The sequence below is a fragment of the Arthrobacter sp. 01T425 genome (assembly GCF_056398725.1).
The window spans coordinates 110,863-137,793 of the sequence record NZ_JBFTPY010000013.1 but is presented as its reverse complement, the minus strand read 5'-3'; the positions used below and the strand labels follow the sequence as shown (position 1 = coordinate 137,793).

24 protein-coding genes and 1 pseudogene are annotated in these 26,931 nt (G+C 68.7%); 14 read left to right on the top strand and 11 right to left on the bottom strand.

Annotated features, from left to right (window positions below; genetic code table 11):
- Positions 1-352: hypothetical protein (locus AC1DNG_RS15380; RefSeq protein ID WP_476887700.1), on the top strand; the 352-nt coding region annotated here is incomplete at its 5' end.
- Here AC1DNG_RS15380 and AC1DNG_RS15375 read toward each other — a convergent pair.
- Positions 342-989: pseudogene (locus AC1DNG_RS15375) on the bottom strand (ArsR/SmtB family transcription factor); the annotation flags it as partial. The gene AC1DNG_RS15380 and the pseudogene AC1DNG_RS15375 sit on opposite strands and share 11 nt — an antisense overlap.
- A gap of 639 nt (positions 990-1,628) precedes the next feature.
- On the opposite strand from AC1DNG_RS15375, the gene AC1DNG_RS15370 reads away from it, so the two are divergent.
- Both AC1DNG_RS15370 and AC1DNG_RS15365 read left to right on the top strand, forming a co-directional pair.
- Positions 1,629-2,609 carry an RluA family pseudouridine synthase gene (locus tag AC1DNG_RS15370; protein WP_476887699.1) on the top strand — a complete coding sequence of 327 codons (981 nt, stop codon included), beginning with the start codon at positions 1,629-1,631 and terminating at the stop codon, positions 2,607-2,609.
- 27 nt (positions 2,610-2,636) lie between these two features.
- Complete coding sequence (locus AC1DNG_RS15365) at positions 2,637-3,272, top strand: DedA family protein (RefSeq protein WP_476850577.1); 636 nt, start codon at positions 2,637-2,639, stop codon at positions 3,270-3,272.
- Here the strand turns inward: AC1DNG_RS15365 and AC1DNG_RS15360 are convergent.
- From AC1DNG_RS15360 to AC1DNG_RS15350, 3 genes are all read right to left on the bottom strand, one after another.
- Positions 3,269-3,574, bottom strand: a complete 306-nt coding sequence (locus tag AC1DNG_RS15360) for a hypothetical protein (RefSeq protein WP_476850576.1) — start codon at positions 3,572-3,574, stop codon at positions 3,269-3,271. The genes AC1DNG_RS15365 and AC1DNG_RS15360 overlap by 4 nt on opposite strands.
- A 163-nt stretch (positions 3,575-3,737) precedes the next feature.
- Entirely contained in the window at positions 3,738-6,551 is a 2,814-nt protein-coding gene (ppc, locus tag AC1DNG_RS15355) for a phosphoenolpyruvate carboxylase (protein ID WP_223914454.1), read from the bottom strand.
- Positions 6,552-6,790: 239 nt separating this feature from the next.
- Positions 6,791-7,471, bottom strand: a complete 681-nt coding sequence (locus AC1DNG_RS15350; protein ID WP_476857862.1) for an NADPH-dependent F420 reductase — start codon at positions 7,469-7,471, stop codon at positions 6,791-6,793.
- A 165-nt stretch (positions 7,472-7,636) separates the two neighbouring features.
- On the opposite strand from AC1DNG_RS15350, the gene AC1DNG_RS15345 reads away from it, so the two are divergent.
- The 4 genes from AC1DNG_RS15345 to AC1DNG_RS15330 all read left to right on the top strand — a co-directional run bounded on the left by AC1DNG_RS15345 (position 7,637) and on the right by AC1DNG_RS15330 (position 10,843).
- Positions 7,637-8,653: an aldo/keto reductase gene (locus AC1DNG_RS15345; RefSeq protein ID WP_476857861.1), complete on the top strand. Its 1,017-nt coding sequence runs from the start codon at positions 7,637-7,639 to the stop codon at positions 8,651-8,653.
- Positions 8,650-9,243: a TetR/AcrR family transcriptional regulator gene (locus tag AC1DNG_RS15340; RefSeq protein WP_476871000.1), complete on the top strand. Its 594-nt coding sequence runs from the start codon at positions 8,650-8,652 to the stop codon at positions 9,241-9,243. The genes AC1DNG_RS15345 and AC1DNG_RS15340 overlap by 4 nt, the downstream gene beginning before the upstream one ends.
- 100 nt (positions 9,244-9,343) lie before the next feature.
- Complete coding sequence (locus AC1DNG_RS15335) at positions 9,344-9,964, top strand: TetR/AcrR family transcriptional regulator (RefSeq protein WP_476857860.1); 621 nt, start codon at positions 9,344-9,346, stop codon at positions 9,962-9,964.
- Between the two features lie 18 nt (positions 9,965-9,982).
- Positions 9,983-10,843 carry a DUF1684 domain-containing protein gene (locus AC1DNG_RS15330; RefSeq protein ID WP_476887697.1) on the top strand — a complete coding sequence of 287 codons (861 nt, stop codon included), beginning with the start codon at positions 9,983-9,985 and terminating at the stop codon, positions 10,841-10,843.
- A 26-nt stretch (positions 10,844-10,869) separates the two neighbouring features.
- Here AC1DNG_RS15330 and AC1DNG_RS15325 read toward each other — a convergent pair whose 3' ends face one another.
- On the bottom strand, positions 10,870-12,114 hold the full coding sequence (locus AC1DNG_RS15325; protein ID WP_476887698.1) for an acyl-CoA dehydrogenase family protein: 1,245 nt from the start codon (positions 12,112-12,114) through the stop codon (positions 10,870-10,872).
- Positions 12,115-12,125: 11 nt separating this feature from the next.
- Entirely contained in the window at positions 12,126-12,947 is an 822-nt protein-coding gene (locus AC1DNG_RS15320) for an SDR family NAD(P)-dependent oxidoreductase (protein ID WP_476887696.1), read from the bottom strand.
- 194 nt (positions 12,948-13,141) lie between these two features.
- On the opposite strand from AC1DNG_RS15320, the gene AC1DNG_RS15315 reads away from it, so the two are divergent.
- The 5 genes from AC1DNG_RS15315 to AC1DNG_RS15295 all read left to right on the top strand — a co-directional run bounded on the left by AC1DNG_RS15315 (position 13,142) and on the right by AC1DNG_RS15295 (position 19,629).
- Positions 13,142-14,332: a glycoside hydrolase family 76 protein gene (locus AC1DNG_RS15315; protein ID WP_476857858.1), complete on the top strand. Its 1,191-nt coding sequence runs from the start codon at positions 13,142-13,144 to the stop codon at positions 14,330-14,332.
- A gap of 180 nt (positions 14,333-14,512) precedes the next feature.
- Positions 14,513-15,568: an iron ABC transporter substrate-binding protein gene (locus AC1DNG_RS15310; RefSeq protein ID WP_476887695.1), complete on the top strand. Its 1,056-nt coding sequence runs from the start codon at positions 14,513-14,515 to the stop codon at positions 15,566-15,568.
- A gap of 110 nt (positions 15,569-15,678) precedes the next feature.
- Positions 15,679-17,178: an ABC transporter permease gene (locus AC1DNG_RS15305; protein WP_043436715.1), complete on the top strand. Its 1,500-nt coding sequence runs from the start codon at positions 15,679-15,681 to the stop codon at positions 17,176-17,178.
- Entirely contained in the window at positions 17,175-18,359 is a 1,185-nt protein-coding gene (locus AC1DNG_RS15300) for an ABC transporter ATP-binding protein (protein ID WP_028278067.1), read from the top strand. The genes AC1DNG_RS15305 and AC1DNG_RS15300 overlap by 4 nt, the downstream gene beginning before the upstream one ends.
- 130 nt (positions 18,360-18,489) lie before the next feature.
- A complete protein-coding gene (locus AC1DNG_RS15295) occupies positions 18,490-19,629 on the top strand; it encodes an aminopeptidase P family protein (protein WP_476887694.1) in 1,140 nt (379 codons plus the stop codon).
- Positions 19,630-19,766: 137 nt separating this feature from the next.
- On the opposite strand, the gene AC1DNG_RS15290 is transcribed toward AC1DNG_RS15295, so the two are convergent.
- Complete coding sequence (locus AC1DNG_RS15290) at positions 19,767-20,042, bottom strand: DNA gyrase subunit A (protein WP_476850567.1); 276 nt, start codon at positions 20,040-20,042, stop codon at positions 19,767-19,769.
- Between the two features lie 108 nt (positions 20,043-20,150).
- On the bottom strand, positions 20,151-21,002 hold the full coding sequence (locus AC1DNG_RS15285; protein ID WP_476860086.1) for a lysostaphin resistance A-like protein: 852 nt from the start codon (positions 21,000-21,002) through the stop codon (positions 20,151-20,153).
- A 347-nt stretch (positions 21,003-21,349) separates the two neighbouring features.
- Here AC1DNG_RS15285 and AC1DNG_RS15280 point away from each other — a divergent pair, with 347 nt between their 5' ends.
- Positions 21,350-23,305 (top strand): glycogen debranching N-terminal domain-containing protein, encoded by a 1,956-nt coding sequence (locus AC1DNG_RS15280; protein WP_476887693.1) that lies wholly within the window; start codon positions 21,350-21,352, stop codon positions 23,303-23,305.
- On the opposite strand, the gene AC1DNG_RS15275 is transcribed toward AC1DNG_RS15280, so the two are convergent.
- Together AC1DNG_RS15275 and AC1DNG_RS15270 are read right to left on the bottom strand one after the other, a co-directional pair.
- Complete coding sequence (locus tag AC1DNG_RS15275; protein WP_476860084.1) at positions 23,258-24,040, bottom strand: phosphatase PAP2 family protein; 783 nt, start codon at positions 24,038-24,040, stop codon at positions 23,258-23,260. The two genes, AC1DNG_RS15280 and AC1DNG_RS15275, sit on opposite strands and share 48 nt — an antisense overlap.
- A 78-nt stretch (positions 24,041-24,118) precedes the next feature.
- Positions 24,119-24,718, bottom strand: a complete 600-nt coding sequence (locus tag AC1DNG_RS15270; RefSeq protein ID WP_476887692.1) for a YdeI/OmpD-associated family protein — start codon at positions 24,716-24,718, stop codon at positions 24,119-24,121.
- Between the two features lie 92 nt (positions 24,719-24,810).
- Here AC1DNG_RS15270 and AC1DNG_RS15265 point away from each other — a divergent pair, with 92 nt between their 5' ends.
- The gene (locus AC1DNG_RS15265; RefSeq protein WP_230010854.1) at positions 24,811-25,587 is read left to right on the top strand and encodes a VOC family protein; all 777 of its coding nucleotides are present in this window, start codon (positions 24,811-24,813) and stop codon (positions 25,585-25,587) included.
- A gap of 77 nt (positions 25,588-25,664) precedes the next feature.
- On the opposite strand, the gene AC1DNG_RS15260 is transcribed toward AC1DNG_RS15265, so the two are convergent.
- Positions 25,665-26,927: a M20 family metallo-hydrolase gene (locus AC1DNG_RS15260; protein WP_476887691.1), complete on the bottom strand. Its 1,263-nt coding sequence runs from the start codon at positions 26,925-26,927 to the stop codon at positions 25,665-25,667.
- Positions 26,928-26,931: the final 4 nt, after the last annotated feature.

Here is a 26,931-nt window from a genome sequence, read left to right as displayed (position 1 = left end):
GGGGTTGCTGTTTGTGGGGTTGCTGTTTGTGGGGTTGCTGTTTGTGGGGTTGCTGTTTGTGGGGTTGCTGTTTGTGGGGTTGCTGTTTGTGGGGTTGCTGTTGGTGGGGTTGCTGTTGGTGGGGTTGCTGTTGGTGGGGTTGCTGTTGGTGGGGTTGCTGTTTGTGGGGTTGCTGTTTGTGGGGTTGCTGTTTGTGGGGTTGCTGTTTGTGGGGTTGCTGTTTGTGGGGTTGCTGTTTGTGGGGTTGCTGTTGGTGGGGTTGCTGTTTGTGGGGTTGCTGTTTGTGGGGTTGCTGTTTGTGGGGTTGCTGTTTGTGGGTCTGAGTGCGCTGCCTTCGGCTGCGGCGCCTTGAGCGCCGGGTGCAGCGCGACGACCAGCCGGTGCTTGCGTCCCTCCGGCCGGCGACCAGCCTGGGAACCTGCCTGCTGATCTGCCGCGGAACCTGAGGGGGAACCTGAGGGGAGGTCACCGCCGTCGTGGTATTTGTCCACGAGCCTGGTCACGGCGACGCCGAGCTCCTCGGCGAAGGCCGCCCGGTCCGCCGCCGAACGGAAGGTAATCTCGCCGTCGATGGCAAAGGTGGCGAGTTTCTGCCGGGCCGCGGACGCCCCGGCGATCAGCTGCCCCATCTCCTGGACCATGCGGGCAGCGAGTGCCAGCAGCCAGAAGGCGGAAAAGCGGTCCGAGAACCGGTGCGGGTCCGGCGCCACCGAGGCCAGCGCCGCCGGCGAAATCAGGTACGACGCCGCCGTCGCCCGCAGAATGCGTTCGGTCACGTTGCCGCGCCGCCGCTCCTCGACGAGCTCGACGAGCCCATGCCGCTCGAGCGCTTTGAGGTGGTAGTTCACCTTCTGCCGTGGCAGGCCCACCTTCGCGGCGAGCTGCGTCGCAGATCCGGGCTCGGCCAGTTCGCGCAGGATCCGCGTCCGGATCGGGTCCAGCGAGGCCTCGGCCGCGGCCGGATCCTCAATCACTCCGATGTCTAACATGCCTCCAGTCTGCCCGCCGACAATTTTAATTGTCAAGAACTTTTTTCTCGTCGGCGCTCGTGTGCGGGCGGCGGCGCATGGCGACGTCGCCGGAAGCCTACGAGGTCGCCGGATGTTTCCGGCGACCTGACACGGGTCCAGCGAACTGAAGCTCGGGCCCGCGGCGGGAGAGGACGGCGGGCGGGAGGGGACGGCGGGTAGGCGAGGGAGTCGGGCGGCGGCAGCGCGCGGGGCGTGACGGGCACAGGTCGGCGGCGCATGGCGAGTTCGCCGGAAGCGTCCKAGGTCGCCGTAYGWTTCCGGCGACCTGGCACGAGTCCAGCGAACTGGAGCACGGGCCTCGCGGGAGAGCACGGCGGGCGGTGACTGCGGGAAGGCGAGGGACCCGGACGGCGGGGGTGTGACGGGCGCAGGGCGGGGGTGGCATCGCGAGTTCGCCGGAAGCGTCCGAGGTCGCCGTATGTTTCCGGCGACCTGGCACGGGTCCRGCGAACTCGAGCAAGGGCCCGCGGCGGGGCGGGGCTGGGCTGCGGTACGGGGCCGGGGTACAGGGCCGCGGCGGCGGTCGCGGCGGGGTCCCGGCAGGGTCATGAGGGCTGCGCAGGGCGCGGGAGGCCGGGCCCGTAGAATGGTCGGGTGATGCAATCCCCCCTTCCCGTGCGCGACGGCGTCAACGCGACGCGTCTGCGCCTGCCGGACGAGGGTCCCTGGGAGACCGCGCTGGACTACATGATGCACCGCTGGGGGCACATCGATCCGCAGGGCATCGAGGACCGGTTCGACGCCGGCGAGATCGTCGGCGAGGCAGGGATCGCCCTGGACCGCACCACGCCGATGCAGGACCACACGTTCATCTGGTACTACCGGACCCTGCCGCCGGAGACCCGGATCCCGGTGGAGCTGAACATTCTGCACCAGGACGATCACCTGCTGGTGGTGGACAAGCCGCACTTCCTGCCCACCACCCCCGGCGGGACCTACATCCAGGAATCGGCCTTGGTTCGGCTCCGGAACCAGCTCGGCCTCCCGGACCTGATTCCCATGCACCGTCTGGACCGCATGACCGCCGGCATCCTGCTGCTCTCCACGAACCCCGAGACCCGGGGCAAATACCAGGTGCTCTTCGAAAAGCGCCAGGTCCAGAAGGAATACGAGTGTGTGTCCGCCGCGGAGCCCGCTCCGGGCCATCCCCCGGTGGACTTCCCTGTGGTGGTGCGGAACCGGATGACCAAGTCCCGCAGCTACCTGCTGGCCGAGGTCGTCGACGGCGAACCCAACGCGGAAACCCGGATCGAGCGTCTGCGCACGTTTGACGCTTCCGGCGCACCCGACGGCGGCGCACCCGACGGTGACGCACCCGACGTCGACGGCGGCCCGCACCGCCGCGCGCTGTACCGGCTGGAGCCGCACTCCGGTAAGACCCACCAGCTCCGCGTGCACATGGCCTCACTGGGCCTCGGGATCGTCAACGATGCGTTCTACCCGGAACTGCTGGACAAGGCTCCGGACAATTACGCCAAGCCGCTGCAGCTCCTGGCCCGCGGGATCCGCTTCGTGGACCCCATCTCCGGCAGCCCGGTGGAATACCGCAGCAGACTGGAACTCAGCGAGGCCCGCTAGCGGCTGGAAGTGCGGTACCTTGTGCCCATGGACTTCGGAAATGCGGACAGCTGGGGCGCCGCGATCTATTTCTGGATCTTCCCCTTCGTGATCGGCGATGCGATTTTCCCGCCCGTCCCCTCGGAAATGCTGGTCATCACCGGCGGCGCGCTGTCAGCCGAGGGCCGCATCAACGGCTTCCTCGTCGTGCTCCTCGCCGCCGCGTCCTCATGGCTGGGTGACCTTCTCGTCTTCCAGCTGTTCAAGCGCCGGCTGAGCCACGTGCTCGACCGCTGGAAATGGGGCCTGGGGTTCCACGCGGCGGTGCATTCGGCGATCGCGAAAGCCGGCCGGTCCTCCACCTACGGCGCGATCATCGGCCTCCGCTTCATCCCCGGCGGGCGGCTTGCCACGACGGCCGCGGCGGGCATCGCCAACGTCTCCACCCGCGGGTTCAGCCTCTGCGCGGCCCTCGGCGGCCTGCTCTGGGCAACCTGGTCCGTGGCACTGGGCTATTTCATGGGCTCCGCCACCGGGCTGCCCTTCTGGGCGAGCTCCCTGATCGGCGTCGGCGTCGGGTTGCTGGTCGGAGCGGTCGTGGGCGTGATCGTGACGCGGCGCCGGGGCAACCCCTCCCCCGTGGAGTCCGCCGTGATCGACCCGGACGAGGAACTGGACTTTTAGACGGGCGCCCAGCGGCCGCGGCTGCGGCGCAGCACGGTCAGCGCGCCGGTGAGCGCAACGCGTTCGACGGCGTCGCGCATCATGGCTGCCGACTCCAGCGCCTGGCTGTTTTCGGCGCTGTAGGCGGTGGCCTCGACCAGGAAGCGCAGGTTCAGCTGCGGTACGCCGCCGGCGAGCTCAAGCTGGTGCGATTCGACGTGGTGCCGCGTCCCAAGCGCCTCGATGGCCGCGGCCATGACGGTTTCGGGAGCGGTGCCCGGCTTGAGCCCGGTGATCTTCAGTCTGGTCTGGAACGACGGCATGGAACAACCCTAGCCGCGCCGCCACGCTCCCTCACCCTCCGCACCCAAAACCCCGACGCTCCCTCACCGGGAGAGGGAGCGTCCGGGGAATAACCGCAGGACCAGAGGGAGCGTCCGGGGAAGAACCGCAGGATCTGAGGGAGCGTCTGGGCCGAGGTGCAGGCTACCCGGTGTTGCGCAGCCCGGCGGCGACTCCGTTGACCGTGATCAGCATGGCCCGCTGGAGCCGTTCGTCGATCTCGGCCCCCGTCATGCCCGCCGCGGCCTCGGCCCGGACGCGGCGCAGCAGTTCCACCTGCAGGTAGCTGATGGGGTCGAGGTACTGGTCCCGGATCTCGAGGGAGCGCTTCAGGGTGGGCTGGGCATCGAGGATCACGTGCTCGCCGGTGAGGTTCTGGATCTCCTCGACCGTGAGATCATATTCGGCCCGGATGGCACGGAACAGGTGGTGCAGTTCCGCCGGCACCAGGGTGGAGACGTAGTAGCCGGCAATGTCCATGTCCGTCTTCGCCAGGGTCATCTCAACATTGGAGAGCACCGAGCGGAAGAAATGCCAGCCCTCGATCATCTCCTTGAGCTGGGCCGAGTTACCGGCCTCGCGCGCGGCTTTGAGGCCGGAGCCCACGCCGAACCAGCCCGGAACGATCTGCCGCGACTGTGTCCAGCCGAACACCCATGGGATGGCGCGGAGCCCTTCGAGCCCGGCGCCGGAGTCGGGGCGCTTGGACGGACGCGACCCGATGTTGAGGGAACCCAGCTGCTCCACCGGGGTGGAAGCCATGAAGTAGGCGGGCAGATCCGGGTCATCAATCAGCGTGCGGTAGCGCGCAAACGCGGCGTCGGAGACGGTTTCCATGACGTGGCCGTAGCGCACGCGCTGGTCCTCCGAGGTGCGCGGGGTGCGGTGCAGCGCCGAGCCCTGCAGTACCGCGGCCAGGGAGAGTTCGAGGTTTTCTCGGGCCAGCTCCGGCAGGGAGTACTTGTCCGAGATGACCTCGCCCTGCTCGGTGAACTTGATCTCGCCCTCGAGCACGCCGTTGGGCTGGGCCATGATGGCATCATAGGTCGGCCCGCCGCCGCGGCCCACCGAGCCGCCGCGGCCGTGGAAAAGGCGCACGCGGACGCCGTGCTTGGCGGCCACGTCGCGGAGCTTGCGCTGGGTCTTGTAGATTTCCCACTGGCTCGTCATGACGCCGGATTCCTTGTTGGAGTCCGAGTAGCCGAGCATGATTTCCTGCACGTCGCCGCGGAGCCGGACGAGTTCGCGGTAGGAGGCATCGGAGAGCAGCCGGTCCACGATCTCGGCCGAGGCGCGGAGTTCGTCGACTGTCTCCAGCAGCGGCGCGAAGCCGATCTTGGCGTAGGGCGCCTCGCCGAACAGGCTGACCAGGCCGGCCTCGCGGGCCAGCACGGCCGCGGCCAGGACGTCGTCCGCGCCGCGGGTCATGGAGATGATGTAGGTCTCGATCACGTCGGGGCCGTAGGTGCGCAGGGCCCGCCGGATCTCCCGGAAGACGTCGTAGGTGCCGTCGGCGACGCCGTCGAGCTTGATCGGGTGGCCGGAGAGCGGGCGCCGGGACGCAAGTTCGGAGCCCAGCACCTCGAGCCGCTCGGCGCGGCTGAGTTCCGCGTACCGGACACCGGGCCCGCCAAGGCGGTCCATGAGCTGCCCGACGGCGTCGTGGTGGTGGTCGGCGTGCTCGCGGATGTCGAGGGTGGCCAGGTGCAGGCCGAAGGAGGCGATGGCGCGGCGGACCCGGGACAGGGCGCCGTCGGCGGCGAGGGCCGCGTGGTGGTTCCGCAGCGACCGTTCGAGCAGGCCGAGCTCGGCGAGGAGCTCCGCGGTGGCGGTGTAGTCGCGGCCGGGCTCGTGCGCGGATCCGGCTGCGACCCGGCGGCCGGTGTTGATCAGCTTGGCCTTGATGCAGGTGAGTTTGAGCCGGTAGGGCTCCTGAGCGTTCAGCTCGAGGACGCGGCGGTCCAGGCCAGGCAGGTTCCCCAGGTCGACGTCGATCGAGTCCAGGAGCTCCTGGTCCGCCCCGGCCAGCGCGGTCGAGTTGGACAGGATGGAGATGAGCCCGTCGATCAGGCCGATGCTGATCCGCACGGCGTGCTGGTTCTGGATCTGGAGGATTTCGCGGGTGACGGCGGCGGTGACGTTGGGGTTGCCGTCGCGGTCCCCGCCGATCCAGGAGCCGAAGCGGATCGGGGCCTTCTGTGGCGGCAGCGTGACGCCGTGCTCGGCAAGCAGCTCGGAGAGGTCCGAGAGCATTTCCGGCATGGCGTCGCTAAGGATGCCGGTGAGGTAATAGATGGCGTTCCGGGCCTCGTCCACGGGGGTGGGGCGGACCTGGCGGAGCTCGTCCGTCTGCCACATCTGGTCGATCACTTCGGACAGGTGGCGGTCCTGGCGGCGGCGCGCGGAGGTGCCCTCCGCCGTGGATTCGGACAGGATGTCCGAGAGCCGGCGGATTTTGTCCAGCACGGAGCGGCGGGAGGCCTCGGTGGGGTGTGCGGTGAAGATGGGGCGGACGTCGAGTTCGTTGACGACTTCCTGCAGCACGGAGTTGCCGGCCTGGTCCGCGATCTCCTCCACGGCTTTGGCGAGCCAGCCGTCCTTCTCCTGCCGGGTGCGCAGCCCGCGGACCCGGTGGACCTGCTCGGCGGCGTTCGCCAGGTGGAAGTAGAACGCGAAGGCGCGGACCAGGTCGGTGGCCTGCTCCAGCGGCAGGGAACCGAGCAGTTCGCGGACCTGGGCGACGACGTCGTACGAGCTCCACGGCCCTGTAGCGTCGGCGCCGCCGCGGGCGGCTTCCTTGGATTCCTTGGTCAGCAGGCGCACCTGCTCCACCAGGTCCAGGAGCTCGGGGCCGTGCTGGCGGACCAGGGATTCGCCGAGGAGGGTGGAGACCCGGCGGACATCAGCCCGGAGTTCGGCGGCAAGATCGGTGTCGGAATGCATTGCAGTGTCAGCCATGGAAACTATCTTTCGAGGGGTCGACTTGGCTCGTACACTGCGCTGGATACTGTGAGCCCGATTACTTCTTCCCATGGGATGTTACCCGCAGGCACTCCCTGCTGGAATTCCGTCTCAGATAGTGTCAGGCCCCGCCGCGCCGCGCCGGCGCCCCTCCCCCGGGACCCCAACCAGTTCGCAGCCGGGGCCGTTCTGGGCGCCCGGAACGGCCCCTGCTGCGGGCTTGGCGGGTGAAGGGGTTAGCGCGCGATCTTGAAGTTGAACTCGCCGGTTCCCAGCGCGCCCCAGATCCGCAGCCAGATCGGCAGGATCATTTCCGCCCCGCGGGCACTCGTGATGTCGCCGAGATCGATCACGTCGCGGTGGCCGAAGCCCTTGAGGAGTTCCGTCACGGCCGCCTTGGCGCCGGCGTCATCCCCGGAGACGAACACCGTGTGGTCACCGCCGGCCACCCGGGCCGGATCGACCATCACGGACGCGGTCATGGTGTTCAGCGTCTTCACCACCTTGGCCTCCGGGAAGGACCGCTGGATCTCTTCGCCGAGGCTGTCCGTGTTCACCGGGTTCAGCGACGGCGGCATGCCCTGCGAGAAGTCCAGCGGGTTGGCGATGTCCATGATGATCTTGCCGGCGAGGTTCGGGGTCCCCGCTGCGGCCAGCGCGGCCAGCGAGCCGGCACCGTTGGTGGCATTGACGATCAGCTCGGCGCCGGATGCCGCGTCAGCAAAGGCGGCGACGTCGACCACGGCGTTTGCGGCGTGCCACTCGGCGAACGGCGCGGTGCCCATCATGTCCGGCTCGGTCCGGGCGAGCGTCGCCTGCGGGTCGCGGGTGCCGATCACGACGTCGTGCCCCAGCCCTGCCAGTGCGCCGGCAATCGTGCGCCCCACCATGCCGGTTCCCAGTACTGCAATCTTCATGGCGTCCTCATTCTGAAGTCGTGGAGTAGACAGGTTCGTCTATGTGTGGGCATGACGCTATCAGACAGACCTGTCTACGGCAATAAGCGCATGCCGACGCCCCGTCCACCCCGTTTCAGCTGACAAAGTTTGAAATCTGTCAGCTGATTGTTGTATGGTCATCGCATGACAACTTCTACTCTCGGCACCCCCCGCACCCTGGGCTCCACCGGCCCCAGCACCGCCGCCATCGGCCTCGGCCTGATGGGCATGTCCGATCTTTACGGCCCCGCCGACGACGCCGAGAGCGTCGCCACGATCCAGGCCGCCCTCGACGCCGGCGTGACCCTGCTGGACACCGGCGACTTCTACGGCATGGGCCACAACGAAATGCTGCTGCGCGAGGCGATCCGCGGCCGCCGGCGCGAGAGCGCCCAGATCAGCGTGAAGTTCGGCGTCCTGCGCGATGCCCGGGGCGGATGGAACGGCGTGGACACCCGTCCGGTGGCCATCAAGAACTTCCTGGCCTACACCCTTCGGCGCCTCGGCACCGACTACGTGGACATCTACCGGCCGGCCCGCCTGGATCCGTCCGTTCCGGTGGAAGAAACCGTGGGAGCACTGGCCGAGCTCGTGCAGCAGGGCCTGATCCGCCACATCGGCCTCTCGGAGGTGGGCGCCGACACCCTGCGCCGCGCCAACGCCGTCCACCCGGTCTCCGACCTCCAGATCGAGTACTCCCTCCTCTCCCGTGGCATCGAGCAGGACATCCTGCCGGTGGCCCGGGAGCTGGGCATCGGCATCACGGCATACGGCGTCCTGTCCCGCGGCCTGGTTTCCGGCCACTGGCCGGCCGCCGGAACTGGGAACCGGCGCGATTTCCGGGCCCACCTGCCCCGGTTCTCCGGCGAGAACCTGCAGCGGAACCTCGAGCTCGTCGAACGGCTCCGCGAAATCGCGGACCGCAAGGGCGCGACCGTCGCCCAGCTCGCCATCGCCTGGGTCCTCTCCCGCGGCGAGGACATCGTGCCCCTCGTCGGCGCGCGCCGCCGCGAGCGGCTCACCGAATCGCTGGGAGCAGCCGAACTGGTCCTCTCCGGCGCGGACCTCGCGGAGATCGAGGCCGCCGTCCCGGCCGACGCCGCCGCGGGCACCCGCTACGACGCAGGCCAGATGGCCATGCTCGACAGCGAACGCCGGTGACCCCTGCCGCCGTCGTCCTGACGGAAGAGCGCATCCTCGACGCCGCGGAAGACGTGCTGCGGCGCTTTGGGCCGGCCAAGGCCACGGTGGTTGACGTCGCGAAGGCCCTGGGCGTCAGCCACGGCAGCGTGTACCGGCACTTCCCCACGAAGGTGGCGCTGCGGGACGCGGTGGCCCGGCGCTGGCTGGACCGCCTCGCGGAGCCGCTGGATCCCGCCCGCGATACGGACGGCCCTGCCGCGAAACGCCTGCTCCGCTGGCTCGAACGCCTCGCGGCCATCAAGCAGGGCATGGCGCTGAACGATCCGGAGCTGTTTGCCACGTTCGGCCAGCTGACCGCCGAGGCGCGGGAAGTGGTGGCGGCCCACGTTGACCACCTGGCCGCAGCGCTCACCGAGATCATTGCCGACGGCGTCAGCAGCGGCGAATTCGCCGTCCCGGATCCGGTGCCGGCCGGCCGCGCCGTCCTGCACGCCACGGCGCGGTTCCACCACCCGCTGCACGCTTCGGAATGGTCGGACCCCGCCATCGGGGCCGAGCTGCGCGAGGTCTGGCGGCTGCTCGTGCGGGGTCTGGCCGCCCGCCCGTAGCCGCCGGATCAGGCGGGGGCGGGCCGGCGGTACGTCATTGACGAGGTACAACGCGAATGACATTGCGGCGTAGACAGACTTGTCTGTGTACGATTGAGCCATGACCTCGCCAGCAGCCACTGCCGCCCCGGCTGCCCGCACCCCCGCCGGGCATGCCAGGGAGAAGATCCTGGCCACTGCCTTCCGGCTCTTCTACGCGCAGGGTTTCCGGGCCGCCGGCATCGACACCATCATCGCCGAGTCCGGCGTCGCGAAAGCCACGTTCTATAAGTACTTTCCGGCCAAGGACGACCTCATGCTGGCCTACCTGGAGAAGGTGGACAGCGTCTGGACCGGGCAGCTGCACGCCGCCGCCGAGGCCGCCGGCGAGGACCCGGCCGCGCAGCTCGTGGGCCTGTTCGATGCCCTGACAGCCGCCTGCCGGCGCGACGGCTACCGCGGCTGCGCCTTCATCAACGCGGCCGCCGAGTCGGCCGCCGGCACCCGCGTCCACGACCGGACCGTGGCCCACAAGCGGCAGATCCGCGCCTGGATCCGGGACCTCGCCGCGCGCGCGGGCGCCCGGGACCCGGACCAGCTCGCCCGCAGCCTGACACTGGTACTCGACGGCGGCCTGGCAAGCGGGGTGCTCGACGGCGACCCGGCCGCGGCCGCCGCAGCCGGAACTACTGCCGCCCAGCTCGTTGCGGCCAGCCTCAACACCCCACCCGCCACCAGCTGAAACCCCTTGGAGGTGCCCATGACCGCCCCTGAACCCGGGACTGGCTCGAAGCCCACGCCTGATGCAGTGCAGAACCCGCAGCTGGCCCGCTGGCAACGCTTCCGGAACAGCCGCAACACGGCCCTCGCCAGCGAGCACGGCTGGCTCACGCTGACCTCCTTCCAGTGGCTTGAAGGCGAGCCGGCCGCCGTCGAGCTCGCCCCCGGCCTCTGGTCCACGGACGGCACCGCGGCGTTCCTCACGGCCGCCGCGTCCGACGGCCTGACCCTCGTCGAAACCGGCGAACCCGTGGACGGGACCATCAGCGCCGTGCTCGCCGACGAGGAATCACTGATGTGGGTCCGGTACGGCGGCGACGACGGCCGCCAGGTGGTGGTGGAGCTCGCCATGCGGGCGGACAAGTACGCCATCCGCACCCGCGACTCCCAGTCGCCGGTGTTCACGGAGTTCGATGGCGTGCCCACCTTCGGCTTCCGCCCGGACCTGGTCATCGAGGCCCGGTTCATGCCCTACCCCGAGCCTGTGGATGTCCCGATCGGCACGGCCAACCCGCTCGTGGACGGGGTCCACCGCTCGGTCGGCGAGCTGGTCTTCCGGCTTCCCGGCGCGGACCACGAGATCCACCTGCAGGCCGAGGAGGAGAAGCTCGGCGCCCTGACGGTGACGTTCCACGACGAGACCAACGGGGAAAGTACGGACGAGTGGCGGAAGGTGTCCACCGCAAAACCCCGCCCGGACAATACCGTGATCCTGGACTTCAACCGGGCCATCAACTACCCCAGCGCCTTCACCCCGTACGGCACCTGCCCCATGCCGGTGCGGAACAACAGCCTTGATGTGAAGATTGAGGCCGGCGAGAAGGAACCCGGCCTCTTCTAAAAGGGTCTAAACGGTCAAGCCGTCTTCTAGACGATCGCGGACACCCCGGTGACGGCGCGGCCCGTGATCAGGGTGTTGATCTCGAACGAGCCCTCGTAGGTGTAGATCGCCTCGGCGTCGGAGAAGATCTTGGCCATCCGGTAGTCGGTGACGATCCCGTTGCCGCCCAGCAGGGACCGGCCCATCGCGACGGTTTCGCGCATCCGGGCGCTGACATAGGACTTGGCGAGGGCCACCTGCGGCATGTCCGCAGCGCCGGCGTCCTGCAGCTGGGCGATCCGGACCATCATGCCCATGCTGGCCACGGCGTTGCCGAGCATGGTGACCAGCTGCTGCTGGACCAGTTGGAACTTTGCCAGCGGGCGGCCGAACTGCTGGCGTTCGACGGCGTACTGCCGGGCGACGTCGAACGCCGCGAGCTGCTGCCCCACACCTTGCCAGGCCACCATGATCCGGGAACCGCGCAGGAGTTCGTTGGTGTCCTCGAAGCTGCTGATCCCGGCGAAGCGGTCCGTTTCGGCCACCCGGACATCGGTGAAGACGATGTCCGCGTTCTGCACCGTGCGCAGGGCAATCTTGTTCTCGATCCGGCTCCGGCTCACGCCCGGCAAGGTGGCGTCGACGATGAAGCCGCGGATGCCGCCGTCGGCCTCGTCCCGGGCCCAGACCAGCATGTAGTCGCAAAACGTGCCGTTGCCGATCCAGCGTTTGGCGCCGTTGAGCACCCAGATGTCGCCGCCGCCGGCCGCGCCGCCGGGGACCCGGCGGGCCCGGGTTTCCATGCCGCCGGCAACGTCCGAGCCGTGGTCCGGTTCGGTGAGGGCAAAGGCACCGGTGGTGCGCAGGCTTGCCGCGTCCTCGAGCAGGCGCGCCTTCTGCTCCTCGGAGCCGAAGCCGTAGAGAGACTCCACGAAGAGGTCATGGTGGACCAGGAAGAAGGTGGCGAGCGAGGTGTCCACCCGGGTCATCTCGGCGATGACGATCCCGGCGAACAGGTTGCTGTAGCCGCGCTGGGCCGGGGCACTGAGCTCCAAGGCGGCCAGCTTGGGCAGGATGTGGGCCGGGAATTCGGCCTTGTTCCACCAGTCCGTGGCGAACGGGGCAACCTCGGCGGCCAGGAACTCGCGCAGCTGTGCCAGCTTGGCCCGCTCCGCCGTGCTGAGCAGGGCTTCGTAGTCGAAGAAGTCCGCCGTGGGCAGCCCCGCCACAGACGGTGCGGCCAGGGCCGCCGTGGCGGCCGGCCCTGCCGCGGTCACTTCGGCAGCGGCCATCTCAGACCCGGTCATTTCGGGCCCATGCGGATGGCACCGTCGAGGCGGATTGTCTCGCCGTTGAGCATGGCGTTCTCCACAATGTGCGCGGCGAGGTTCGCGTATTCGGCCGGGCGGCCCAGCCGTGAGGGGTGGGGCACCTGCTGGCCCAGGGAGTCCTGCGCCTCCTGGGGCAGGCCGGCCATCATGGGAGTCTCGAAGATGCCCGGCGCGATGGTGACCACCCGGATCAGCGAGCGCGCGAGTTCACGGGCAATCGGCAGCGTCATGGCGGCGACCGCACCCTTGGAGGCGGCGTAGGCGGGCTGGCCGATCTGCCCGTCGAACGCGGCAACGGAGGCGGTGTTGATGATGACGCCACGTTCGGGGCCGCCGAGTTCCGTGGCGGCGGGCTCGGTGGCTGCCATGGCGGCCGCGGCGAGGCGGATCACATTGAAGGTGCCCACGAGGTTGATCTGGATGACGCGGTTGAAGGCCTCCAGCGGGAGGACGCCGCCGCGGCCCAGAACCTTGCCGGGGGTGGCGATCCCCGCGCAGTTGACCACGATGCGCAGCGGGCCCAATGCTGAGGCGGCGTCGACGGCGGCCTGCACCTGCGCCTCGTCCGTGACGTCGGCCGGGACAAAGACGGCCCTGCGGCCGCCTCCGGCAGCAGCTTCTCCAGCGCCGGCAGCGGCGGATGCGGTCAGTTCGGCGGCAAAGGAGTCCCCGGCGGAACCCGGCAGGTCCACGAGGACCACCGACGCGCCGGCGTCGAACAGGCGCCTGGCCGTGGCCGCTCCGAGACCGGAGGCCCCGCCCGTGATCAGCGCGACAGTACCCTTGATGTCCATCCATCCTCCTTGATGTGGAACCGAACCCCGGCGGCGAAGCCTCGACGCGGGCGGCGCCTGCAGAGGCGGCCCGCGGGGAACATTAGTTAGTGAATGTTAACTGGAATGCGGCCAATGCGCACCTTTGGGCCGCACACGCCGAGGGCGCAGTCACAGTCGCGGTCCGGACGGGCTCCCGCGATTACGCTTGTGCCATGACCCGAGCCGACGCCTCCGCCCCCAACTGGTCCTTCCGCGCGGACGAGGCCGCCCGCTCAGTGACCAGGCTCTTCGGGCAGCGGCTCTTTTTCCTCCCCGGGACCCACATCGCCGCGATCCTCCGGCCCTCGGGCCGGCTGAAGAACCTGTCCCGGCCCTGGCACTACTGGTGGCAGGCACACTACCTGGACTGCCTCGTGGACGCCGGCCGCCGGGAACTGGGGTCCCCCGGGCATCCGGGAGCCAAGTTCGACGGCGAGAACCGGCCCAGCGCCGGCCGGCTCGCCTCCCGGCTCGTCACAGGCATCCGGCTGCGCAATTTCCTCACGGTGGTCAACAACTACTACGACGACATGGCCTGGCTGGCCCTTGCCACGCTCCGGCTGGACAAGCTCGCCGAGGACACCCGCAAACACACCGGCCGGGAGCGCAACGCCAAGGTCCTGCAAAGCCTGACCCTGCAGTTCGACTCCGCTTCCACGGACGACCTCGGCGGCGGTACATTCTGGAGCACGAAGCGCGACTTCAAGAACACCCCCGCCACCGCACCCGTGGCCCTCTACTACGCGCGGACCGGCAACCGGACCAAGGCGCAGTCCCTGCTGGACTGGCTGGACGCCAGGCTCTACGAGCCCGGACAGGGCCTGTACCGCGACGGCCTCCGGATTTCCGGAACGGGCGAGGCGGTGCTGGAAGAGACCATCTACACCTACAACCAGGGGCCCGTCCTCGGCGCCCTGCTGGAACTCGGGGGCGAGCCCAACCTCGGGCGTGCGGCCGCACTGGTGGACGCCGTGGCGGCCAACCTCACGCAGCCGGCCCCGCTGCTGGGCCGCACCGCCGCGGTGCTGCGCTGCGAGGGAACGGGCGACGGCGGGCTCTTCACGGGGATCCTCGTCCGCTACCTGGCCCTCGCCGCCGTCGACGAACGCCTCCCAGCCGAAACCCGGGCCACGGCGGCGGCGCTCGTGAACGATACGGCGGAGGCCCTCTGGGAGGGCCGCCGGATCCTCCCTCCGAACGACCGCCTCGCGCGCCGCGGCAGCCATCTGGTCTTCTCCGACCGCACCGACGCGCCGGCACGCCGCAGTTACCCGGAAGGCGCCGCCGTCGAGCTCTCCACGCAGCTGCAGGCCTGGATGGTGCTGGAGGCGGCCGCCTCGATCGCGCAGGCGCCCGCCCGATAACCCAGCGACAATTACGTCACGCAATAGTATCGTAATTGATGTGATCCTCATCACTTAAACCAGCCTCAGGTTGGTCGCTTAGGTTTGGCTAACCTACAGTCTTTCTTAGTGAGCATGCCCTAACTTCCCCGCTCACGGGGGGCAGGGCACTACGACGACTTCCTTGTAGAAAGTAGCCCCATGAAGATCCGCACCAACGCGCTGGCGGGCATCGCCCTGGCCGCCACTGCCGCCCTGGGCCTGGCCGCCTGCGGCTCCGGTTCCTCCTCCACGGCCGGCAGCAGCGCTGCCGCCAACGGCTCCGCCGCCGGCGAGATCACGGTCTATAACGCCCAGCACGAATCCCTGACCAAAGAGTGGATCGACGCCTTCACCGCCGAGACCGGCATCAAGGTGACCGTGCGCCAGGGCGACGACACCGAGATGTCCAACCAGATCGTGCAGGAAGGCCAGGCCTCACCGGCGGACGTCTTCCTCACCGAGAACTCCCCCGCTATGGCCCAGGTGGAAAACGCCGGCCTCTTCGCGGATGTGGACAAGGCCACCGTTGACCAGGTCCCCACCGAATTCCGCCCCTCCACCAACAAGTGGACCGGCATCGCGGCCCGCTCCACCGTGCTGGTCTACGACAAGAACAAGATCAGCGCCGACAAGCTGCCCAAGTCCATGCTGGACCTGGCCAACCCCGAGTGGAAGGGCAAGTGGGCAGCCTCGCCGTCGGGCGCCGACTTCCAGGCGATCGTCTCGGCCCTTTTGGAACTCAAGGGCGAAGCCGCCACTGAGGCCTGGCTCAAGGGCATGAAGGAAAACTCCAAGCCGTACAAGGGCAACAGCACGGCCATGAAGGCCGTCAACGCCGGTGAAGTCGACGCCGCCCTGATCTACCACTACTACTACTACGGCGACCAGGCCAAGACCGGCGAGAACTCCAACAACGTCACGCCGTTCTACTTCAAGAACCAGGACCCGGGCGCCTTCGTCTCCATCTCCGGCGGCGGCGTGCTGAAGTCTTCCAAGAACGCCGCAGCGTCCCAGTCCTTCCTGAAGTTCATCACCGGCAAGAAGGGCCAGGAAGTGCTCCAGAAGGGCACCTCCTTCGAATACGCTGTCGGCTCTAACGTCCCGTCCAACGACAAGCTGGTTCCGCTCAAGGAGTTGCAGGCCCCCACCGTGGATCCCGCCAAACTCAATTCCGCCAAGGTCACCGAGCTGATGACCCAGGCAGGACTGCTGTAGCCGCAGTGACTAACAAGCTGGCGGTCCCCGGTCCCTCTGTGGATTTGACGACTGACACGACGACGGCGGGCAGGGGTAAACGCCCCCGCCCGCCTTTCGGCGTCTCTGTCGTGTCCATCATCGCGGTCCTGATCGCCCTGTTTTCCCTGGTGCCCCTGGCCTACGTGGTCTTCATGACAGCCTCCACCGGCTGGGACACCGCAATGGCCCTGATCTTCCGCCCGCGCGTGGGCGAACTCCTGCTCAACACGGTTCTGCTGACCGTGGTGACGGTGCCGCTGTGCCTCGTCCTGGGCGTCGGCGGCGCGTGGCTCGTCGAACGCACCAGCCTTGTGGGCCGCAAGTGGTGGGCCGTTCTGCTCGCCGCCCCGCTGGCCATCCCCGCCTTCGTCAACAGCTACGCGTGGGTTTCCGCGGTGCCGTCCCTTGGCGGGCTGTGGTCCGGGGTCCTGATCGCCACCCTGTCCTATTTCCCGCTCGTGTACATCCCGGCCGCCGCGACGCTCAGCCGCCTGGACCCGGCGATCGAACAGTCCGCCGCCTCCCTCGGCCTCGGCGCCTGGCGCGCGTTCTTCCGCGTGGTGCTCCCGCAGCTGCGCATCGCCATGACCGGCGGCGGGCTGCTGGTCGCGCTGCACCTGCTGGCCGAATACGGGGCCTTCGCGATGATCCGCTTCGACACCTTCACCACCGCGATCATGGTCCAGTACCAGTCCACGTTCAACGGCACCGCCGGGAACATGCTGGCCAGCGTGCTGGTGTTCCTCTGCCTGATCCTGCTGCTCGTGGAGGTCCGCAGCCGCGGCAGCGCCCGGTACGCCAGGATCGGCTCCGGGGCCCAGGCACGCGCCTTGCGGCTGCCCCTGCACGCCTACCAGCTCCCCGCCCAGCTGTCCCTGATCGCCCTCACCGGGCTTGCGTTCGGGCTGCCGCTGACGTTTGTGCTGCGCTGGATCGTCGCCGGCGGCCCGGAAATCTGGGCTGCCGAGGAATTCATGCCGGCCCTCCTGCAGACCTTGGCCTACGGCCTCGCGGCGGCCGTCGCCACCACCGTGGTCGCGTTCCCCATGGCTTACCTGGCCGTGCGGCGCCCCGGCTGGTTCAGCAAGTCCCTGGAGCTGTCCAACTACATCACCAGCTCCATGCCCGGGATCGTGGTGGGCCTGGCCTTCGTGACCGTGAGCATCCGGATGGTGCCCAGCATGTACCAGACCTCAGCGCTGCTCATCGCGGCCTACGTGCTGCTGTTCCTCCCCCGGGCCCTCGTGAACATCCGCTCGGGGCTGTCCCAGGCACCGAAGGAACTCGACGAGGCCGCCCAGGTGCTCGGCAAGCCGCCGCTGCTGGCCTTCCTGCGCGTGACGCTGCGGCTCACGGCCCCCGCCGCGGCTGGCGGCGCGGCCCTGGTGTTCCTGGGGATTGTCAACGAGCTCACCGCCACCCTCCTGCTCTCGCCCAACGGGACCCGCACCCTCGCCACCGAGTTCTGGAGCAAGAGCAGCGAGATCGACTACGCTGGCGCCGCCCCCTACGCGCTGCTGATGATCCTGATCTCGGCGCCCATGACCTATCTCCTCTTCCAGCAGTCCAAGAAAGTAGCCGGACAGTGACCGATGTCTACCCGTCGCGTGAGGCCCCCTCGCGCCTCCCCGAGCCGCGGGTCGCGGCTTCCGTGGCCACCAGCACCAACAGCCACCTGGAAATCGACGCCGTCACCAAGAACTTTGGGCCCCAGGCCGTCCTCAAGGGCGTCAACCTCTCCGTCGCCAAGGGCGGAACGACGGCGATCGTGGGACCCTCCGGCTCCGGCAAGACCACGCTCCTTCGCCTGATTGCCGGCTTCGAGCACCCGGACACCGGCAGCATCTCGCTCAACGGGTCCAAGGTGGCCGGGGAGAACGCCTGGGTCCCCGCCCACAAGCGGCACGTCGGCTACGTCGCCCAGGACGGCGCCCTGTTCCCGCACCTGACGGTCGGGCAGAACATCTCCTTCGGCCTGGACGCCACCCAACTGCCCGGCGGGCGCCGCGGCGTCAAGGCGCGGGTGGGCGAGCTGCTGGAAATGGTCTCACTGGACCCGGCCATGGCCAAGCGCCGCCCGCACCAGCTCTCCGGCGGCCAGCAGCAGCGGGTTGCCCTCGCCCGGGCGCTGGCCCGCAAGCCCGCGCTCATGCTGCTGGACGAGCCCTTCTCCGCCCTGGACGCCGGCCTGCGGGTGGCCACCCGCCGCGCCGTGGCCCAGGTCCTGAAGGACGCCGGCGTCACCACGATCCTCGTCACGCATGACCAGGCCGAGGCGCTGTCCTTCGCCGACCAGGTGGCCGTGATGCGCGGCGGCAAGCTGGCCCAGATCGGCAACCCGTTCGTCGTCTACACGCGTCCGGCTGATCGTGCCACCGCCGAGTTCCTGGGCGACGCCGTGATCCTGGATGCCTGGATGGAAGGCTCCCTGGCCACGTGTTCGCTCGGCGGGATCCCCGTGCGCCGCCCGCCGGCCCAGGGCCGGGTCCAGCTGATGCTGCGGCCCGAGCAGATCCGCATTTCCGAGGACGGCCCCATCCGCGGCACGGTGGTGGACACGGACTACTTCGGCCCCGAAACCACGGTGCGGCTCCAACTCCCCGTCCCGCCGGTCCTTGCCGCCGGCGCCATCCCGGACCACCGCTACCCCGGCGGCGGGGAGATCATCACCATCCGGCACTGGAACGCCTCGATCGCCCGCCCCGGCACGGAGCTGCGGCTTCGCGTGGTGGGCGAGGCGGTCGCCTTTCCGATGGATGAGCAGCCGTAACGTCGAGATTCGGCGTCCTGAAGCCTCTGTGCCCCGAAGGCTCACCCGCGACGGGTGATTCCAGAGTTACTGGAGCGGCTGTCCGGGCGATGGGTTGACCGGGGATGCCCCGCGCACGAGAATGCGAACCATGAGTGATCATCGCGGCCTTTCCGGTCCGGCTCCGTTCACCGCCGATGACTTCGCCGAACGGTTGCGGCGAGCAGCCCACGCCGCCCAGGATGCCGGGCTCGACGGCATCCTGGTCACTCCCGGATCGGACCTGCTGTACCTCACCGGGTATGCACCCGTGGCCATCACTGAACGCATCACCATGCTCGTGATCCCCGTCGACGCGGATCCCGCCATGATCGTTCCGAGGCTCGAGAGGCCCGACGCGGAAGCGGCCGCCGGCGCCTCGAATCTGCGGATCACCGACTGGACCGACGGGAGCGACCCCTACACGGAATCTGCCACGCTGATGGCCGGCACCGGACGTTATGCCGTCTCTGACTCGGCCTGGGCCATGCACCTCCTCGGCCTGCAGGATCGGCTGCCCAAGTCGTCCTACGTCTCGATGACGACCGCCCTGCCGATGCTTCGGGCGATCAAGGATGACGACGAGATCGAGCGGCTGGCGGCGGCCGGCGCGGCCGCAGACCAGGCGTATGAGGAGATCGTCACCGTGCGGTTCGCTGGGCGCAGCGAGACCGACGTCGGATCTGATCTCGCCGACCTGCTTCGCCAGTTCGGTCATTCGCAGGTCGACTTCACCGTCGTCGGTTCGGGTCCGAATGGAGCCAACCCTCACCACGAGATCGGCCCGCGGATCATCGAGGACGGGGACATGGTGGTGCTCGACTTCGGCGGCCTCAAACACGGCTACGGATCAGACACGACGCGGACCGTGCACGTCGGCGAGCCCACCGCCGAGGAGCGCGAGGTTCACGACATCGTCAGACTCGCGCAGCAGGCCGGGTTCGAGGCCGTGCGTCCAGGCGTCGAGTGCCAGGAGATCGATCGCGTGTCCCGGGCGGTGATCACTGAAGCCGGCTACGGCGACTACTTCATTCACCGCGTCGGGCACGGAATCGGGCTGACGACTCACGAGCCGCCGTACATGGTCGAGGGCGAAACCCAGATCCTCCACCCCGGCATGTGCTTCTCTATCGAACCCGGAATCTACCTGCCGGGCAGGTTCGGCGTACGGATCGAGGACATTGTGACGGTCGTTCCCGACGGCGGACGGCGACTCAATCAGACCTCGCACGAGATGAGAATCGTCCACTAGTTAGCCGACCTGGTCCACGATCTGGCGTGGCCTCGGAACGAGACCGCTTCTGAGAGTCCTCAGGAGCGATCTCGTATTGGCCAGGCTGAGCGCCAGTCAGAACCCATGCGACCACCGATGCCGCCGTCAGGCGCGGTTCAGTGTCCATCGGGCAACCTTGATCTAAGTTCTTCTGCATGGGAAGCGATGGCCTGACGCTGGTCTCGGGTGAATCTTCTGGCCTGCATGTCGAGGACTGCCCGGCTGGGCACTTCTCCCACGCCCAACAGTTGACCCACGCGACGGATTGCTTCGTCCAAGTCCTCTGAATCCTCAATCACCTGGAAGACCTCGTCCCGCCGATCCATCGCCTGCACCAGAGCCTCGACGATCATCAACTGCTGTTCCCTCATCTGCCGGTCATGCTCATCCATGCCGCGATTCTTGCACGACCGCAGTCTTGGAGCATTTCCGTCCAGTTTGGGGATCGGCTTACGGGCGCTAGTGCGACACCGAGCGAGTTGTTGAGCTGGCCCCTCAGGTCAGGCCACGGCGGGGACTGGGGGGATGTCGTGTGTCCGGTTGGCGCGGCCCTTGACGAGGAAGATGGCAAGGAGCGCCAGGAGTATATAGGCCCAGTTGAAGAGCCCCGCGAGTGATATCAGTTCTTCCGCCCCAGCTGTGGCTGAGGTGGCGTCGATCCCACCGGTGGCGAGGAACGTTGTGGGGTCTGTGGCGGCATGCAGCAGGATGGCCCACGTGATCCGGCCCGTCGCGCGCATGGAGAGGTACATCATGGCACCGAATCCAAAGGTGTAGACGACGGTAACGGCAACAACCAGGGGGGCCATTCCGGTGAGGAGGTTTCCGCTGTGCAGCAGCGCGAAATACAGGGATGACAAGACAAAGACCAGTCGTTCGCCATAGCCGCCGTTTCGGAGCATGTTCACTACTATTCCTCGCGTGGCGAGTTCTTCAGTGAACCCCACACACAATCCGAAGAACGCCATAACCAGAACAAGCCCGATGGAGTAGGCGGACCAGTTGGTTGCCATCAGCCGTAGGAAGATTGGGATGACGACGAGGAGGACTGCGACCCACATCCAGGCCTTCCCGCGGACGGGTTGGGGACCGAAGATTTCCTTGACCCAGCCGAGAGAGCGAGCGAAGAGAAAGAGGAGTATTCCCGAGAGCAAGATAGGGAGTGCTAAACCTAGGAATGCGCTGAGCGGATCGCTCAGGGGGCTTCCCAGGTCGATGGAGCCCCCAACCAGTGCACCTATTCCCAGCCCGATCAGTTCGTACACGCCCCAATACACGGCGACGATCAGGAGCGCTTTCCACCACGTCCCCCGGTTCCAAAACCGGACCCACGTAGAACTGTTATTTTCCATGATTAGAACTTCCCTCCCCGTTCGTTCCCCCACTTAGTCGGGCCACCACGCTAAGAATAAGCGATCGAGCGGAAGCGAAAAGTTCTCTCTGATGTTCGGCAAATCATCTTTGGCCACCATGGCAACGTGACGAAGAGCGACCGCCAAGATGGTTCTGATGAACCCGATGGAAGCGTCCCGTAGGTCGGACACACGACGAAGCTAATCGGCTACGCACGCGTTTCGACGCGGCCGCAGTCCACAGCCCGGCAGCCCGGCAGCCGGCGGCCGACGCCATGACCTCCTAGGCGGTCGGCAGCGGGCTGTGGCGCATTGAGACCGCCCAGTGCCCGGCATAGGGTAGGCGGATGACTGTTCAGCCCGGCCTGCACCGCCAACTCTGCTCCGTTGCCGCCCCCACCCAGCTGTGGCTCGATCCTGACGGCCGCTTGGCCGGCGAGGTCAAACCGCCCGGAGCCGGTGACTCCGCTGATCCGGCCGGGTTCACCGGGCTGCTCCACGGCGACACCCGGATGCTCTGCCGGGCGCTCGTGCGCGTCAACGGACTGGAACCCGAACCGGCCACCGTCGAGGCCGAGCCCGGCGGCGTCCTGCGCGTCCGGGGCCTGGTCCGGGGCATCCCGGGACCCACGGAGGATCCCGCCGTCGAGCTCCTCCAGACCTGGACAGTGACGCCGGGCGTGGTGCGGCACACCCTGCAGCTGCGCACCTCGCTGGATTCCCTCGACGTCGAAATCGACGTAGCCCTCGCGGCCGACTTCACCGACATGGCCCAGATCCGCCTCAGCCGCTTCCGTGACCCGTCCGCGCCGGTCTCTGCCGATGAGTCCACGCTGCGCTGGCAGGAGGATGGCAAGACCCTGGCGGTCGCGGCCCCCGGCGCCGTCACCCCGGAAGGCCACCTCGCCTGGCGCGGAACCCTGGGCCGGGGCCGGCCGTTCGAGGCCGAATGGCAGGCCGTCCTCACCGATGACGATGACGCCGTGGTGGCTGCCCGCCCGCCCGCGGCCCGGCATCCGCGGACCGGACCGGCCGGGGCCCTGGGCCTGCTCCTGGATAACTCCCTCGATGACGTGGCCGGGCTCCGCCTGGCCACCCGCCAGCTGCCGGACGCCCCGTTCATCGCCGCCGGGGCGCCCTGGTACTTCACGCTGTTCGGACGGGATTCGCTGTGGGCTGCGCGGCTGCTGCTGCCTCTGGACACCGGCGCGGACAACGGGCTGGCGGCGGGCACCCTGCGCGCGCTGGCTGCTTTCCAGGGCACCCGGACGGACGCGGCGGCCGCCGAGGAACCCGGCAAGATCCTGCACGAACTGCGGTCCAAAGAACTGGTTCTTGAAAGCCAGAACCTGCGCCTGCCGCCGGTGTACTTCGGGGCGGTGGATTCCACCCCGTTGTGGCTTTGCCTGCTCGGGGAACTCTGGCGCACCGGCCGGGACGAGGACGCCGTGCGGTCGCTGCTGCCGAACGCGGCACGCGCCGCGGAGTGGCTGCTCGCCGCCGGCTCCCCGGTAGACGTCGCACCAGACGGCGCCACCGCAGCGGACGGCGCAGCCGGCAACGGCGGGTTCCTCAGCTACCGTGACTCCACGGGCCACGGCCTGAGCAACCAGGGCTGGAAGGATTCCCGGGACGCCATGCAGTTCCGCGACGGCCGGCAGGCCGAGGGGCCCATCGCCCTGTCCGAGGTGCAGGGCTACGCGTACCAGGCAGCCATGGGGACGGCGGAACTGTTCGACGCGTTCGGGGAACCGGGCGCTCAGGCGCTGCGCGACTTCGCCGCGGCCCTGCGGCTCAGGTTCCGGGAGCGTTTCTGGGTTGAGGACGACGGCGGGCCGTTCCCGGCAATGGCCCTGGACGGGCACGGGGTCCCCTTGGACATCCCGGGCTCGAACATGGGACATCTGCTGGGCACGGGCATCCTGGATGCGGCCGAAGCCCGGATCGTCGCGGACCGGCTGGTGAGCCCCGAGCTGTTCTCCGGCTACGGCGTGCACACGATTTCGCGGCGGGCCGCAGGGTTTTGGCCCTTCAGCTACCACTGCGGCTCGGTCTGGAGCCACGACACCGCCATCGCGATCCGCGGCCTCCTGGCCGACGGTTTCGTCGCAGAGGCACGCACCCTCGCCGACGGCCTGATCGCGGCGGCGGCCTCCTTCGGGCACCGGTTGCCGGAGGTGTTCGCCGGGGTGCGGGCCGAGGACTCGAGCGTCGCGGTACCGTATCCGGCGTCGTGCCACCCGCAGGCGTGGTCCTCAGCCTCGGCGGTGGTGATCGCCCAGGCGATGGGCGTCGGACTCTGACGGTCCCGCCTCCACTGGGTGTTGCCCGGACGGGGCCGCGGCGGCGCGCAGCCCGTCGGCCAGGATAACGATCCCGGTAACGGCGAGCGCCAGGCCCATGGAGGCGAGCACGTCCGTCAGCCAGTGGTACCCCAGGTACAGGCGGCTGAAGGCAACCACCAGTGTCCCGGCAGCCGCTGCCGCGAAGCCGAGCACCGACGTCGTCCGTTTGCCCGTCCGCGTGCCGCGCGCCGCCAGCAGCAGGTAACTGAGGACGCACAGGAAGACGCCGGCCCCGAAGGTATGGCCGGAGGGAAAGGACAGGGCGTCGTCCGGTCCCAGCATGAAGCCGCTGGCGGCGGGCCGGCTCCGGCCGACGTCGTGCTTCACCAGCGTGGACACCGCGAAGGTGGCCGCCATGGCGCTGACCAGCAGGGCGGGACGCCAGACTTCACGCTTGAAGACCGCCCAGGCAAGTGCCACGGCGCAGCCGATCACGGTCATCCATAGCGGCGACGTCACCGTGGTCACGGCCGCCAGGATGGCGGTAGCCAAGGGGTTCCGGGACGCCACGATTCCGTCGTGCACGGGCGCGTCCAGGTCGGCCACGCCGCTGTTCGACTGCACGGCTGCGAGCACGGTCCAGAAGATCGTCTCGCCCGCAATTAACAGGCCCGCAGCCACGAAGAAGAGCCGCCGCTGGGACGGCAGCGGCAGGCTGGCAGGGGGTCGCGGGGCACGCTGGGCAAGGAGCATCGCCCCATCCTGCCAGAGGCAACTCCCCGCAGCCAGCAAGGCCGCTGGGAATTCTCTGGGATGCGCGGCGGGCGAGCGCTACGGTTCCGGGGGACGCCTGGTCTGCGGGTACGGCGTGTCGAACCTGGCCAGCATCTCCACGAACCCGGCGATCTTCCTCTCCCGGGTCGAGGCCTGCTTGACCGAGTTTGTGCGGTAGATCAGGGCATACCGGTTCACGGACGTCAGGACCTCGAACATCGCCTGCGCCCGCGGCTCCGCCGCGATGGCGGCGGCGAGGTCATCCGGGACCTCCGCCGTCGCCGCGCCCGAATAGGCGGCCTCCCAGCGCCCGTCCGCCTTGGCGGCGGCGACGGCCGCCTGCCCGGCGGCGGCCATCCGCCCTGCCGCCTCCAGGCGGTCAATCCGCTCCACGTTCCGGGCCGACCACACGCTCTTGGGTCCCCGCCGGGTCATCCGCTGGAACGAGCTTTCCTCGTCCCGGCGCCGCCCCTGCCCGTCGATCCAGCCGAAACACAGCGCCTCCCGCAGCGCTGCTTCGTAGTCCAGCTCCGTCACCGATCCGCCCTTCTTGTGCAGCACGAGCCACACCCCGGGACTCTGCGCGTGGTGCTGCTCCAGCCAGGCGCGCCACTCGGCGGCGTCCTTCACCAGCAGTTCCTCCAGTTCAACAGCCATGGCCCCATTGTGCCCTGCCGTGCTGACCGGAGGGGTGCTTTGGTGGCACCATGTCAGGAGGAGCCAAAAACCGTCCCTCGCAAGGAGATCCCATGCTGCGCGTCCGCCCGATCCACTACACCTCCCGCATGGACCAGTGGGAGGGCCTGCTGTCCGCCCTCGGCATGGTGCGCACAGTCGACGACGGCGACTGGCAGGAGTTCGATGCCGGCTCGGGCCGCCTCGCGCTGCACCGGGTCCCGGCGGGTGCCGCCGGGGCTGATGCCGGGGACGGTGCCGGTGCCGGAATGGTGCTGGATGGAAAGACGGACTTCGGCGTCGAGGTCGGAGACCTGGCAGAATTCGCGCGCCGCACCAATCTGGCCGGCGCGGAGGACGGGACCACCCCGGCCGAGCTGGTCAGCGCCCGTCACGGCGATACCTGCCGGATCACAGGCGAGGACGGGTTCGGCTTCTTCGCGGACAAGGCCGCCCACGGCGCGCAGTGCGCGGACGCCGATCCGGCCCTCGCCGTCGTCGAAGTCTGGTTCACGCCGGACGCGGCCGCCGCCGAGCAAACCCTGCGGAACATGGGCGCCCGGCTGCGGCCTGCCCCGGACGACGACGAAACCGCGGATTTCACGGCGAAGAACGGCGGCGTGCTGATGGTCCGGCCCGCCAGCGGCGCGGCCCGGACCGGCCTGGGGTTTGAATACACCGGCGACCTCGCCGGCCTGCGGGACCGTCTCGCGGCCGCCGGCCACCGGGTCAGCCTGACGGAAGAGGCCTTCGGCCGGACCCTGCACGTGGCCAACCCGGACGCCGCCGACCTGCCGGAGAACCCCCACGGGGCGATGCTCTGGATCTCGCAGAAGCCCGAAGGCGCCTGAGAAGGCACTGGCCAGGCGCCCGGGGGTTCCGGGGCGGCCGCGGAGGACCTGTGGAGTTCAGCCGTTGGTGGCCGCGGTCAGTCTTCAAGCGCCCCGTTGCAGAGCCGGTTCACCACCTCGGTGAGCATCGCCAGGCCGGCCACGATGTCCTCGTCCGTGGTGTATTCGTGCTCGTTGTGGGAGATCCCGTCCACACTGGGCACAAACAGCATCACCGTCGGGACCAGGTCCTTCATGTTGGTCGAATCGTGCCCGGCCAGGGTCATGACCTGCTTGTTCGCCAGGCCCAGGTCCGCCGCCACCTTGGCCGCGAGTTCCACGCCTTCGGGCTGGTAGGGGGTCACAGGCCAGGTGTGGGCGTGGTTGCGCTCCACCGTGACGTTCGCCAGCCTCTCGATCCCGGCGATGCGCTCGTCCAGCAGGGCGTCGGCCTCGGCTAGGACAGCTTCATCGGCGCTGCGCAGGTCCAGCAGCAGGCTCACCCGGGACGGCACCACCACGGGCGAGTTGGGGTAGACATTCAGCTGCCCGACGGACGTGTGCAGCATGCCGGGGTAGGTGTCGGCGAGTTCCCGGGCGGCGACCACCATCATGGACGCGCCCAGCAGCGCGTCCTTCCGGTCGGCAATCACGGTGGACCCGGTGTGGGCCTGCTCGCCGTGGACCACGAACTCGTATTTGTTGGCCGCCCAGTTGGAGTTCACCAGCCCGATGGTGATGCCTTCGCGTTCCATGCTCCGGCCCTGCTCAATGTGGATCTCGGCGCAGTACGCGGCTTCGGGGCCCTCATAGCTGCCGCGGCAGCCGATCGCGTCCAGGGCCTCGCGGACCGAGACTCCGGCCGCGTCCGTGGTGGCCAGCGCGGTCTCGAGTTCGAGCTTTCCGGTGTAGACGGAGGAGCCCATCATGGACGGCTTGAAGCGGGAGCCCTCCTCGTTGAACCAGTTGACCACCGCGATGTTGAACCGGGGCTGCCCGGCTGCTCCGGCCGCGGCCCACTGCTCCACGAGCCGGAAGGCCGCGTGGGTTGCGGCGAGCACGCCGTACGCGCCGTCGTAGCGACCCGCCGTCGGCTGGGAATCCATGTGGGATCCCACCACCACGAAGGGGGCACCCGGCACGGCCTCATAGAGGCCCCACTGGTTGCCGACCCGGTCGAACCGTACGGTGAAGCCCTTGGCCTCCAGCAGGCCCGTAAGCCATTGCCGCTGCTGGCCGTCCGGCACGCTGGCCGCCTGCCGGTCCACGCCGCCGTTCTCGGTCGCGCCGAATTCACTCATGTTGTGGAAGTCCCGCACGAACGCGGCGTCGCGGGTGCTGAAAGTGGTCTCAGTAGTCACGGTG